Raw genomic sequence first — 13433 nt, forward strand, 5'->3', positions numbered from 1 at the left:
ATGAACGAGGCGGTAAAAGTGGATGATGTAACCCAAGTGTACGTAACGGAACAGCGGGCGACGTTGGCCATCCAGCAGATGAGTTTCGCTATTCACCGCGGCGAGTTCGTCAGTCTGATCGGTCCGAGCGGCTGCGGCAAAACGACCGTATTGTCCATCATTGCCGGTTTAATCGCGCCGACGGTAGGTACGGTTCAAGTGGCAGGTGAGACGGTGCGGGGGCCATCTACGCGCGTGGGGTATATGCTGCAGCAGGATTACCTGTTTCCTTGGCGGACCATTGCGGATAATGCTGCGATCGGATTGGAAATCTCCGGCACCTTAAGCAAGGAGAAGAAGGAGGAAGTGCTCCATTTGCTGGACGAAATGGGACTGCTTCGCTTCAAGGACTATTATCCGGCGCAGCTGTCCGGAGGCATGCGGCAGCGCGTCGCTCTGGTGCGGACACTCGCTACCGACCCGGAAATTTTGCTGCTCGATGAGCCATTCTCCGCGCTCGATTACCAGACCAAGCTGCAGCTGGAGGACTTGGTCGTGGAGACGCTGCGCGCCAAGCGGAAGACAGCGCTGCTCGTCACGCACGATATATCCGAAGCGATCGCGATGAGTGATCGCGTCATCGTATTAGAACCGAATCCCGGACGGATACGCAAGCAATTCGAAGTGCCCACTGCCATTCGCGATCCCTTGCCGTTCGTAGCGCGGGAGCAGCCAGGCTTTAATGCGCTATTCCGGGATATTTGGCAGGAGTTTGGAGGCGATACGGATGCCGAATCATAAAGTGGAGATGCCGCAGGCAGAGCTGCAGTCCGCTCAGCAGCTTTCGCAAAGCGTGCATCGGCAGTTCCTGACCGGCCTGAAGAAAGAAACAAGACATGTCCGCGTGACGCAGATCGTCATTTTAATCGCCTTTTTTGCCTTATGGGAGGTAGCTGGGCGGTTGAAATGGGTGGACGTCCTCTTGTTCAGCTACCCGTCCAAAGTATTTAGTTTGCTGTGGACGAAGCTGCTGGACGGCTCCCTGCTGCCTCATGTAGGGGCAACCGTGCTGGAAACGATCGTCGGCTTTGCGCTCGGCACCTTGTTCGGCACCGCCCTCGCCGTGATCATTTGGTGGTCGCCTTTTTTATCGCGCGTGCTGGATCCGTATATCGTCGTTCTGAACAGTATGCCCAAAGTGGCGCTCGGCCCGCTGTTTATCGTCGGTCTCGGCCCCGGGCTGCTGTCCATTATCGCGACGACGCTTTCGATCACTGTCATTATTACGACACTTGTCGTCTATGGCAGCTTTAAAGAGGTTGACGCCAACTATGTGAAAGTCGTAAACGTGTTTGGGGGCAACAAGCGCAAAGTGTTTCAAAAGGTGATTTTACCGGCTTCGTTTCCGGCCATTGTGGCCACATTAAAGGTCAATGTCGGCCTGGCATGGGTCGGCGTCATTGTCGGCGAATTTCTCGTTTCGCAAATCGGGCTCGGGTATCTCATCATTTATGGGTTTCAAGTGTTCAATTTCACGTTGGTGATTTCCACGCTGATCGTCATCGCGATTGTCGCGACCCTGATGTACCAAGGCGTATCTGTACTGGAGAAAAAAATTACAAAGCATCGGTAATACTTGCCAACAAGCGCGATAAAATGAAATAATAGCCCATAGTTAATCCAGTTAAAAAGGTGGAATCGCTATGGGCTTTCGTGTGTTAAAAACGGCCCTCGCGGTCGTTATCGCTATGTGGCTCGCGCATTGGCTGGGGATCAAAACCCCTGCAGCCGCCGGGCTTTTGGCGATTTTAGGCGTTGAAGTAACGAAGAAGAAAGGCATTCGCAGCTCCATTCATCGGGTCATTGCTTCCGTGCTAGCGCTGCTCATCGGCTCGCTGATGTTTGCTGTCCTTGGCTTTCACGCTTGGGTCGCGGGACTTTTTATTTTACTCACATTTCCTGTGCTGCATCGTCTGGGGATCAGTGAAGGTGCCGTTACCGGCGCCGTTGTCATGTTTCATCTGTATGCGTACGAGACTGCCTCACCTGCGGCCGTGCTGGGTGAAATCGAACTGCTGTTCGTCGGCTTGGGTACGGCGACTGTCATCAATATCGCGTATATGCCCAAACCTGACAAAGCGCTGATCACGCACAAGACGAACGTCGAAGAGCTGTTTGCCGCGATTTTTATGAAGATTGCCCAGCATCTGCGCGACAATTCGGTGATCTGGGACGGCCATGAGCTGCTGGAGGCAAGCGAGGAGATTGAGCGCGGCGCCGCTATAGCCAAACAGTCCATGGAGAACTCGCTCATTTTTGGCGGTGATCCGTATTGGCGGGTTTACTTCTATATGCGGGGTGAGCAGTTCGAGTCCATCCAGCGGATGATGGGCCTTGTGGCGCAGGTTTATCAGACTTTTCCGCATGGCGAGCCGGTAGCCGCTATATTAGAAGAGTTAAGCCAGACGGTAAAAGAAGACTATTATTCGGGCAAAGCAGAGAAAGATTTGCAGGATCTGGATCAACGATACAAAGCGATGCCGCTGCCCGGCAGCCGCGAGGAATTTGAAGTCAGATCGGCGATTTTGCAGCTGAACCGCGAATTATTGCAGTTCTTGTCCATTGCCAAAAAGCAGAAAAAACAGCGGCCTGCCGTTTCTGAAATCTAAGAAACGCGTGTGCAATTATAAGATAAAAATATACAAAAATAGTTGTCACCCTAGACGAATGTCCTGCATACACTTGTAATGAATGATTGTATGGAGGAGGTTGAAAGGATGTCATTAAATAAAGATTTGCAGAGCAGAGAGATCATAACTAAAGCTGTCTGCGGAAAAGGCCGCAAATTTTCGCACGTAAGTCATACCGTGACTCCGCCCTTTTCTCCGACTAGTATATTGGGCGCTTGGATTATCAACAACCAGTATGAGGCGATCCAATCCGGAGAGGGCGTAGAAGTAGTTGGTACTTATGATATCAACATCTGGTATTCTTACGATCGAAACACCAAAACAGATGTCGCCAAAGAAACGGTCTCGTATGTAGAGGTCGTGCCGCTCAGCTACCTGGACAAAAGACATAAGTCCACGACGGCCGAAGTTTCCGCTGTCGCAACCCAAGAGCCTAACTGTGTGGAAGCCAGTGTCTCCTCCAGCGGCGACAGCGTATTGATTCGGGTGGAACGGGAGTTCCAAGTCGAGATGGTTGCGGAGACAAAAGTTTTCGTCATTGTGAGCCCCTATGGCCCAAGTGATCTCGACGATAAGCATGTGGACTTCGATGACGAGACCGGCGGAGATTTCGAGGATCTGGACGCCGATCTGCTCGAAGATGAAGTGGATTAAGGAACCTTATACTCCAGTCTATGCTGGAGTTTTTGGTTCGTCAGAGGGCATACGCCCTCTTTTTTGTTTGTTGCGAGAATTGGGCGTGCAGCATGAGGCCACAAGCAAACTGCCATTGCTGCACGTGAAGGAGTTGGGGCCATGGAAACATTTTTGCTGCATGCGCAGGAAGCAGAAGCGCTGGAGCTCGCCGGCCGGATCCGCATCCCGAGCGGAACGAAGCTTCCGGCCGATTGGCAGGGGCGGGTCGTCATTCATTGGGGAGCTGCGCATGATGAGCTTCCGGGCCAGCCTGCCCTGCAGCCGCTCAAAGCGATTCTCCGCGCGCAAAAACGAGCGAGGCGTGAAGAGCTGCTCAGCCTGCACGGCATAAAAACTGCGGCGACGCATATCGCGCAGGGGGAGCAGCCGGTATTCACGCACAAATTCAAAGTGGCCGTGTTTCATTTGCAGACGCTGGCCGTCTATGAGAAGAAGGAGCCGCTGCTTGCCGCCGCGCCGAGCGTCCGGCTAATGCGACAGCAGCAGCTCGCCGCAGCGGCGTATCGCGAAGTCGCGCCCGAGCTCGCAGGCTTCTATGTACGCCGGGCGAGCCGCGAAGCGGTCAAAGCGGTTTACGCGCTCGGCCTCGACTACGGCCTGGTGACGATCGGCATCCTGCCCGGCGGGCACACGCTGGTGCTCGATGTCGATCCGGTGCCGAAGCTGAACGGCCGGCTCACCGAGCTGTTCGCGCAGGCGATTGACCGCTACGACGCTGCGCTGACGAAGGAACTGCGGCGCAGGGAGCGGGTCATGCTTGGCGCGGACCCGGAATTCCTGCTGCTCAGCCCGCAGGGCAAAGTCGTCTACGCCGACCGCTTCCTGACGCGCGAAGGCGCTGTCGGCTGCGATGCCATCGTGCTCAGCGGGCATCGGGTCATTCTGCCGCTGGCGGAGCTGCGCCCGCAGCCAAGCGCAGACCCGCGCGTGCTGACGAGGAATCTGCAGGAGACGATGCAGCTCGCCGCGCGGGCGATTACGGACGAGAGCCTGGCGTGGCTCTCGGGAGGCATGCCGGCGGGCGGGTACCCGCTCGGCGGACATATCCATTTCAGCCGCTGCTGGCTGAATGCGCACCTCCTGCGCGCGCTCGATAACTACCTCGCGCTGCCCTTGATCCTGATCGAAGGCGCTACGACGGGCGGGCGCCGGCCGCGCTACGGCAGTCTCGGCGATTTCCGGCGCAAGCCGCATGGCGGCTTCGAATACCGCACGCTGCCGAGCTGGCTTCAGTCGCCGGAAATCGCACACGGCGTGCTCACGCTCGCTTCGCTGATCGCCGATCATTACTGGCAGCTGCCATGGCGGCCGCTTGCGGAAACGGACATTCAGGCTGCCTATTATCGTGGAGACAAGACGATGCTTAAAGGAGTAGTTTCTAGAATATGGAACGAACTATCCGGATTGAAGGCGTACAGTCTCGCTGCTGCACCGTTAGAGCGGATGCGGTCGCGCATCGAATCGATGACGTCTTGGAATGAACGGGAAGATATCCGCAAAGCTTGGAAAATTACACCCTATTCTCGTAAAGAGGCTTTTGAAGAGCAATTCATGCTATAATAGAAAGTATACTTATACGAACAGGAGCGGCTGCTATAAGTCCTTACGGGAGCTTGTTAGCATCAACGGCTCCTGCTGGCTTATGCTTGTCTGCTGCATGTTTATAGCCTGATAGATTGAATAGATTCGTAGATTTGTTTACGAATGAGAGTTGGAGGAACGGACGGTACTATGGCTCAATACACGCCGATGATTCAGCAATATTTGGCCGTGAAGGCACAGGTCCCGGATGCATTTTTGTTTTTCCGTCTGGGCGATTTTTATGAAATGTTTTTTGAGGATGCCATTAATGCCTCGCGCGAATTGGAAATTACATTAACCGGTCGGGAAGGCGGGGCGGAGGAACGCATTCCGATGTGCGGCGTGCCATACCATTCTGCCGAAACCTACATGTCCCGGTTGATTGAAAAAGGATATAAAGTCGCCATTTGCGAGCAGGTTGAAGATCCGGCCGCTGCCAAAGGCGTCGTGCGCCGCGAAATCGTGCGCATCGTCACGCCGGGAACGGTGATGGACAGTAAGCTGCTGGGCGAGAAGAGCAACAACTACATCGTATCGCTCACTGCTGATGAGCGCGCCTACGCGTTCACGGCATGTGATATCTCGACCGGTGAGCTGTATACGACTTTTCTTTCCAGTTCCTGGGAACTGGTGATGGACGAGCTTAATGTATACAATCCGTCGGAGATTATTGCCAGTGCGCAGCTGCTTGAAGCTATTCGCGAGCACAGCGCTGCCTGGAGCCGGGACACGGTGATGACGGCATGGGGGCAGGCCGATGAGAAGCTGCTGGACGAGCAGTTTGCCGAAGACGCGGCACTGCCTGCTCTGTCAGTATTGAACCGCAAAGGAGTCGCGCTTCTGCTGGCTTATTTGAAGGAGACGCAGAAGCGTGCGCTCACCCATGTCAAGCATATCCGGATTTATGAGCCGGACCAGTATATGACGATGGACCCGTTCACCCGCCGCAACCTGGAGCTTGTCGAGACGGTGCGCGAACGGCAGAAGAAGGGCTCCCTGCTCTGGCTGTTAGATAAAACGGTCACTGCGATGGGGGCGCGCATGCTGCGCCGCTGGATCGAGAAGCCGTTGATGAGCGTATCGCGCATTGAGGAAAGGTTGGAAGCCGTCAACCTGCTCTATAACCAGTTGATTGTTCGCGAAGACGTGAAGCAGGCGCTGAAAGAAGTCTACGATTTGGAGCGCCTAGTCGCGCGGATTTCATACGGCAATGCGAATGCCCGCGATATGGTAGCGTTGATGCATTCGCTCCGGCAAGTTCCGCTGCTGCAGGAAGTTTGTGCCGCTTCCGGTTCCGAGACGCTGCGTAAGCTCGTCGCCGGGATGGATGCTTGCGAGGATGTCATGTCATGGATCGCTGGCGCCATCGTCGACGAGCCTCCGGTCTCGATCCGCGACGGCGGGATGATCCGCGAAGGGTATCAGCCGTATCTGGATCAGCTGCGCGAAGCGAGCACGAACGGCAAGCAGTGGATTGCCGAGCTGGAACGCCAGGAACGCGAAGCGACCGGCATCAAATCTTTGAAAATCGGCTACAACAAAGTGTTTGGCTATTTTATCGAAGTTACAAAGGCGAATATGGCCGCGCTGCCGGAAGGCCGCTATGAGCGCAAACAGACGCTGGCCAATGCAGAGCGGTATGTGACCCCGGAATTGAAAGAGAAAGAGGCCCTTATTCTGGAAGCGCAGGATAAAATGGTCGATTTGGAATATGAATTGTTCACCGAGCTGCGCGACAAGATTTCCCAGCATATTTCCCGGTTGCAGAAGCTGGCGGAGGTTATCGCCACCGCTGACGTGTATCAGTCGCTGGCTGCGGTCAGCGCCGCTTATCACTACCGCAAGCCGGAGATCGGGGAAGGCTTCGATCTTCATATTGAAGAGGGCCGCCATCCGGTCGTCGAGGCGGTCATTCAGGATGGCTCGTTTATTGCCAATGAAACGAGCCTGGAGCAAGAAGAAGGCCGCATCCTGCTCATTACCGGGCCGAATATGGCCGGTAAAAGCACCTACATGCGGCAAGTTGCCGTCATCTGCCTGATGGCGCAGATCGGCTGCTTTGTCCCGGCCGTGTCCGCGCGCATTCCGGTTATCGACCGGATCTTTACGCGGATCGGCGCGGCTGATGATTTGATCGGCGGGCAGAGTACGTTCATGGTTGAAATGATGGACATTCAGGTCATGACCGAGAAGGCGACTAGCCGAAGTTTGGTCATTATCGACGAGCTCGGCCGCGGCACATCGACCGGCGAAGGCATGGCGATTGCCCAGGCGGTCATCGAGTTCTTGCATGACCGAATCGGCTGCAAGACGCTCGTCTCGACCCACTTCCATGAGCTTGCGCACTTGGAAGAGAGCCTCCGCCATCTGCGCAACCACTGCATGGCGGTCAAAGAGAGCGGCCGGCAGGTCACCTTCCTGCGCAAGCTGATCCGCGGGGCAGCCAGCACCAGCTACGGCATCTATTGTGCCGAAATTGCCGGACTGCCGGATGCGATCATCCAACGCTCCTATGACCTGCTGCGCGGCTTTGAAGAGCGTTCGGCCGCCTCCACACAGGTTGCCGCTTCGGCGCCGCGCACTGCGCTTGAGCGCCGGGCCGAGGAGCCGGCCGCCGCTGGAGAGCCAGCAGCTCCGCCGGCCGACGAACCGCCGGCTGATGCTCCGGCGGCAGCCATTCAGCAGCTGTCCCTCTTTGCGGAGGACAGCGATAACCTTCCAGCAGCGAAAAAGAAGCTGGACGGCAAGTCGCAGCAAGTGCTTGACCAGCTGAAAGGGATCGATTTAATCAACATGACGCCGCTGCAGGCGCTCAATCTTGTATATGAATGGAAGCAGAAACTGCAATAACCCGGATGTCAGGTCCGGTATCTTACATCAGCTACATGGGGAGATGGACGAGCATGAAGATTCAAAATAAGAAGATGAAGGTCGCTCTGGCTTTAGTTTCCGCTCTGTTGATGGCTACGCCGGTTAGCGCACTTGCGCAGGAAGATTTGCAAACCCAGCAAGTCCGCGAAATTATTGGCAAGCTGCATGTCAGCGGCGTCACTGTCGATCAATTAGCGAACGAATCCATCAAGCAAATGATCGATGGGTTGAAAGATCCGTATACCGTCTTCTTCAGCAAAGAAGAAATGTCACAGTTCAACAGCTCGCTTGAAAATAATTACGTCGGTATGGGCGCCCGGATCGGGTTAGACGATAAAGGCATTTACATTTCGGAAGTATTTGACGGTTCAGCAGCGCAAAGCGCCGGCTTGCAGCGCGACGATTATTTGCTTGCAGTCGATGGCGTGGCTGTTGACCCGCAATCGGTCGATTCCGCTCGCAACAAGATCATTGGCGAGCCGGGAACGAAAGTGAACATAACGGTGCTGCGCGGCGACAAGCAGTTGACGCTTGAGCTGACGCGCAAAGCGGTCAATGTGCCGGAAGTGTACAGCAGCAGCTTTTCCAACGGTGTCGGGTATATCCAGATTACTGATTTTTCCAGCGATGCCGATGAGGATTTCGCCAAACAATTGTCTGACCTGAAGGCTAAAGGCTTGAAGTCGCTCATTCTGGATGTCCGAAACAATCCGGGAGGACTCGTAGACACCGCGCAAAACATTGCCAAGCAATTTGTCAAGGAAGGTATCCTGATTCATACGAAGGACCGCAACGGCGTGGATGAGCCGATCTCCTTTGACGGGGGAACGAGCTTACAGATCCCTGTTTATATTTTGGCCAATGAAAATAGTGCCAGTGCATCCGAAGTGCTGTCCGGCGCATTGCAGGATTACAATGTTGCCAAAGTAATCGGCATGCAAACTTTCGGGAAGGGCAGTGTGCAGCAAATCTATCAACTGGATGGCGGCAGCGCGCTCAAGGTTACGGTGGAGGAATACTTAACGCCGAACATGCGCAAGGTGAATAAAGTTGGCATTACGCCAGATGTCAAGGTTGATGGCAGTGCGGCTCAACTTATTACGGCGCTTCATCTCAGCGGTATTGCTGACGTCAATGTCCAAGTAACGAAGCATACAACGCTGTACAATGGCGTGGAAATGACAACCGCGCTGGGCGCTTTCCATGAGAATGGCAAGCTCTATGCCAATACACGGGCGCTAGCGGCTCTTGTGGGCGCTTCGATTACGTGGAATGAAGCGAACCGGACGGTTGATATCGCCGATGCTTCCGGGACACACGCCGTCCCTGGCCAATCGGACAAGCTGATCATTGATAATGGAACCAGCTATATTGATGTGAGTCTGTTTAAAGAATACTTCCCGCAACTGAAAGTAGACGATCAAGGAGAGAATATTTCCTTTCGCGCTGTAAAGGGGAGTTAAGGTATGGGGAAAATTCAGCTCTTAAACGAGCATATTGCCAACCAAATTGCGGCGGGAGAAGTGGTTGAACGCCCTTCTTCCGTTGTGAAAGAGCTTGTCGAGAACTCAGTTGACGCAGGCAGCACACGGATTGATGTCACGATTGAAGAAGGCGGCTTGCAGCTCATTCGGGTTGCCGATAACGGCTCCGGAATGGAAGCGGAAGATTGCGAGCTCGCATTTCAGCGGCATGCGACCAGTAAAATCGCCACGAGCAAGGACCTATTCTCAATCCGGACGCTCGGCTTCCGAGGCGAGGCGTTGCCGAGTATCGCCTCCGTCTCCCGCCTGGATTGCGTGACCAGCTCTACGAACGATGGACTGGGGCGTAAGATCAGCATCGAAGGCGGCACGATCCGCACCTTCGAAGAAACAGCGGCTTCGCGCGGGACTGAAGTGACGGTGAAGGAACTCTTTTACAATACGCCAGCCCGTCTCAAATATATGAAAACGATACAAACCGAACTCGGTCATATTTCCGACTATATGTATCGCTTGGCTCTCGCCCATCCGGGCATTGCCTTTTCCTTAAAGCATAACGGCAATATGCTGCTGCAAACACTCGGCAACGGTGACCTGCTGCAGGTCATCGCCGGCATTTACGGCACAGCCGTCGGCAAGCAAATGCTGCCAATCCAGGCGGAGAGCCTGGATTACGCGATATCGGGCTTCATGGCCAAGCCCGAAATGACCCGCGCGAATCGCGGCGGCATATCGACCATCGTCAATGGCCGGTATGTGCGCAATTTTGCGCTGAACCAAGCGCTGTTGCAGGGCTATCACACGCTGCTGCCGATCAACCGCTTCCCGGTCGCGGTGCTGCAAATTACGATGGACCCGTCGCTTGTTGATGTGAACGTACATCCGGCCAAGCTCGAGGTCCGCTTTAGCAAGGAAGCAGAGCTGACCGCGCTGATTGAAGCGGAAGTGAAGCGGATCCTGGGCAAGCAGGTGCTGATCCCGTCAGGGCAGAAGCCGGCAGCTTCGAAGGGCGCGTATGTGCAGGAGCAGCTGGAGCTGACCCGTGCTGCGGAGCCTGCAGCCACGCTGCCGACGGCGCAAGCCGACGTGCTGACGGGAGCTGGCGCTCCACCTGTGCCGGCTGCTGATCCGCCGGCCTTCGCGCCTGCGCCCCGGCCTGCCAGCTTGCCCAACGATGCGCTGAGCGATTTCGGCACTGAGCGCTCTCCGAGGGGGCAAGTGAAGGAAGCGGCAGCGCCTTATCGTGTGGAGTCGCAGCCAGCTGCAGCTTCCCGGCCGCAATATGCTGCGACGCCGGGCGCTTATGCGGATCGGGGCCAGCGGCCAGCCTCCATGCAGCAGCAGCGCAAAGCCAATGAAGCTTTCTTGGACCTGCTGCCGATTGGCGAGGACCAGGATGTGCCGAAGCTCCCGACGTTCCCGAGGCTGGACCCGATCGGTCAAATGCATGGGACCTATCTGGTGGCCCAAAACGAATCCGGTCTTTATTTAATTGATCAACATGCCGCCCATGAGCGGATTAACTATGAATATTATTATGAGCGATTTGGCAATCCTGCTGAGGCGAGCCAAGAATTGCTCGTTCCGATCACGCTCGAATTCACGCCTTCGGAAGCGGGGGTTATCGCCGATAAGCTGATCTTGTTCGAGCAAGCGGGCGTTTATCTAGAAGCGTTCGGCGGCCATACGTTTATCGTTCGCGCCCACCCGCACTGGTTCCCCGCTGGTGAAGAGAAAGCGATTGTGGAAGAGATCTGCGAATGGGTGCTAAGCGAGAAGAAGGCGGTGGACATCGCCAAGCTGCGGGAGAAGGCGGCGATCATGTGCTCCTGCAAGGCGTCGATCAAGGCCAACCAAGGACTCAGCATGCTGGAGATGGAGACGCTGATCGACCGGTTGGCGAGCTGCCGCAACCCGTATACATGTCCACATGGACGGCCGATCGTCGTCAGCTTTACGACGTACGAGCTGGAAAAAATGTTTAAGCGAGTGATGTAGACCCGTGTTAGTAACGACTTCATATAACCCGTCTGCCGAAGTGCTGGCGCATGCACAGCGGCTTGCCGACACGTACGGCGGCCGTCTCGTGCCAAGACGACGGGATTCTTTACCACAAATCAAGAAGAAATTTACAGATCCTGCCGTGCTGCTTGTGACAAAGGAAGAGATCAGGTACTATGAAGGAGATGAGCCTGCGCACTTTTTTCATCCAAGCATGGCACTCGTACGCATCAAGCGCTTGCTGAGGGGCGAAGCCGATCTGATGCTGCAAGCATCGGGTGCCGCAGCGGGCGATGTTGTCGTCGATTGCACCGCAGGACTGGCGTCAGACGCCATTGTGTTCGCCTATGCCGTCGGCACGTTAGGCGGGGTGACGGCCTTAGAGAGCGAGCCTGTGCCGGCGATGCTGATTCAGGAAGGCCTTGCAGCTTACGAATCAGAGATCCCTGAGCTGAATAGCGCCATGAGGCGGATCGCTGTGAAGCAGATGCATCATCTGGATTATTTGCGGCAGCTGGCAGCGGATAGTGTGGATATTGTCTATTTCGATCCGATGTTCAGACAGCCGATTGAAGAATCCAGCGCGATATCGCCGCTTCGAACGCATGCCAATGCGGAGGCGGTGTCCATGGAAGCGATGGCGGAGGCGCGCCGCGTTGCGCGCAAATGTATCGTGCTCAAGGAGCACAGAGACAGCAAGGAATTCGCTAGGCTAGGCTTCGAGCAAGTGCTGCGCTCAACAACGAAAACAACCTATGGAGTGATTCGACTGTGTTAGAAGCTTCAACTAAGCCGAAATTACTCGTGCTTCTCGGTCCCACCGCTGTCGGCAAGACGAAGCTGAGTCTGGACCTTGCCCGGCAGTTTAATTGCGAAATTATTTCCGGCGATTCGATGCAGGTTTACCGCGGAATGGATATCGGCACAGCGAAAGCGAGCAAAGCGGAGCAGGAGCTCGTGCCGCATCATTTAATCGATATCCACGATCCGTCCTATCCATTCTCGGCTGCAGAATTTCAGGAACGAGTACGAAACCTGATTACAGAGATTCATGGCCGCGGCAAGCTGCCGTTCATCGTCGGCGGGACCGGTCTTTACATTGAATCCGTTTGTTACAATTATCAATTTACCGACTTCGGCATGGATGAGGCGTTCCGCGCGGAGCAAGAGCAATATGCCGAAGCGCATGGGGAAGAAGCGCTGCACGCCAAGCTGCGCGCTGTTGATCCCGAGAGCGCGGAGCGGATTCATGCCAATGACCGTCGGCGCGTCATCCGGGCGCTGGAGGTGTACCATCTTTCCGGCCAAACCGCATCGGCCCAATTAGCCGGCCAGAAAAAAGAGTCGCCTTACGAACTATGTATAATCGGGCTGACGATGGACCGGGGGCTGTTGTACCAGCGGATTGAAGAACGCATCGATGCCATGATGGAAGAAGGGTTGGTCGAAGAGGTCCGCTCGCTTCTGGATGCCGGTTGTCCGCGGCAGGCGATTTCGATGCAAGCTCTAGGCTATAAGGAAATCGTCCAGTACTTGGACGGCAACCTTACCTTGGAGGCGGCCGTGACGCTCTTGAAGCGCGATACCCGCCGGTTCGCCAAGCGTCAGCTCTCCTGGTTCAGGCACATGAAAGACATTCATTGGATGGATGTGACGGAATCGGCAAATTTTTCTGCGCATTTCCAAATGATTAGTGCTATAATAGCAGGAAAGTTTGTACATAAAATTGAATATAATCAACAACAATGACCATTTTCTAATGACCATTACAAAAAGTGCCATCGAGGCGGACGTTTCATTCTATTAAGGGGGACCTACTGATGAACAAATCCATTAATATCCAGGACAATTTTCTTAACCAACTTCGCAAAGAGAGCATTCCAGTTACCGTATATTTAACGAATGGGTTTCAAATCAGAGGACTTATTCGCGCATTCGATAACTTCACTATCATTATTGATAGCGAAGGACGTCAGCAAATGGTCTACAAACATGCGATTTCCACGTTTACACCGCAACGCGCTGTATCCTTAATGGCAGCTTCCGAAGCTACCGAGTAGGCAGGCGATGGATGGTTTTGCAACTTTTTCATTTGTTAGACCGTCTAACCAAATAGAAACCTGTGGGAACA

The 13433-nt window shown here is 54.8% G+C and carries 11 protein-coding genes; all 11 read left to right on the top strand.

Annotation, left to right across the window (positions count from 1 at the left end; all coding sequences use genetic code 11):
* Positions 1–780 (top strand): ABC transporter ATP-binding protein, encoded by a 780-nt coding sequence (locus tag O9139_RS05735; RefSeq protein WP_270878500.1) that lies wholly within the window; start codon positions 1–3, stop codon positions 778–780.
* Positions 767–1612 (top strand): ABC transporter permease, encoded by an 846-nt coding sequence (locus O9139_RS05740; protein ID WP_270878501.1) that lies wholly within the window; start codon positions 767–769, stop codon positions 1610–1612. The genes O9139_RS05735 and O9139_RS05740 overlap by 14 nt, the downstream gene beginning before the upstream one ends.
* Before the next feature lie 70 nt (positions 1613–1682).
* Positions 1683–2648 (top strand): aromatic acid exporter family protein, encoded by a 966-nt coding sequence (locus O9139_RS05745; RefSeq protein ID WP_270878502.1) that lies wholly within the window; start codon positions 1683–1685, stop codon positions 2646–2648.
* Between the two features lie 108 nt (positions 2649–2756).
* A complete protein-coding gene (locus O9139_RS05750; RefSeq protein WP_270878503.1) occupies positions 2757–3323 on the top strand; it encodes an outer spore coat protein CotE in 567 nt (188 codons plus the stop codon).
* A 141-nt stretch (positions 3324–3464) separates the two neighbouring features.
* The gene (locus O9139_RS05755; RefSeq protein ID WP_270878504.1) at positions 3465–4925 is read left to right on the top strand and encodes a putative amidoligase domain-containing protein; all 1461 of its coding nucleotides are present in this window, start codon (positions 3465–3467) and stop codon (positions 4923–4925) included.
* A gap of 171 nt (positions 4926–5096) precedes the next feature.
* The gene (gene mutS / locus O9139_RS05760) at positions 5097–7796 is read left to right on the top strand and encodes a DNA mismatch repair protein MutS (RefSeq protein WP_270878505.1); all 2700 of its coding nucleotides are present in this window, start codon (positions 5097–5099) and stop codon (positions 7794–7796) included.
* 53 nt (positions 7797–7849) lie between these two features.
* Positions 7850–9280 carry a S41 family peptidase gene (locus tag O9139_RS05765; protein ID WP_270878506.1) on the top strand — a complete coding sequence of 477 codons (1431 nt, stop codon included), beginning with the start codon at positions 7850–7852 and terminating at the stop codon, positions 9278–9280.
* 3 nt (positions 9281–9283) lie between these two features.
* Positions 9284–11299: a DNA mismatch repair endonuclease MutL gene (gene mutL / locus O9139_RS05770; RefSeq protein WP_270878507.1), complete on the top strand. Its 2016-nt coding sequence runs from the start codon at positions 9284–9286 to the stop codon at positions 11297–11299.
* Between the two features lie 4 nt (positions 11300–11303).
* A complete protein-coding gene (locus O9139_RS05775; RefSeq protein ID WP_270878508.1) occupies positions 11304–12080 on the top strand; it encodes a class I SAM-dependent methyltransferase in 777 nt (258 codons plus the stop codon).
* Positions 12074–13051, top strand: coding sequence for a tRNA (adenosine(37)-N6)-dimethylallyltransferase MiaA (miaA, locus tag O9139_RS05780; RefSeq protein ID WP_270878509.1), 978 nt, complete (start codon positions 12074–12076; stop codon positions 13049–13051). Before O9139_RS05775 ends, miaA begins: the two co-directional genes overlap by 7 nt.
* A 71-nt stretch (positions 13052–13122) precedes the next feature.
* Positions 13123–13362 (top strand): RNA chaperone Hfq, encoded by a 240-nt coding sequence (hfq, locus tag O9139_RS05785; RefSeq protein WP_270878510.1) that lies wholly within the window; start codon positions 13123–13125, stop codon positions 13360–13362.
* The last annotated feature ends 71 nt before the right edge of the window (positions 13363–13433 follow it).

Source organism: Paenibacillus aestuarii, from assembly GCF_027789125.1.
Lineage (GTDB): Bacteria > Bacillota > Bacilli > Paenibacillales > NBRC-103111 > Paenibacillus_E > Paenibacillus_E aestuarii.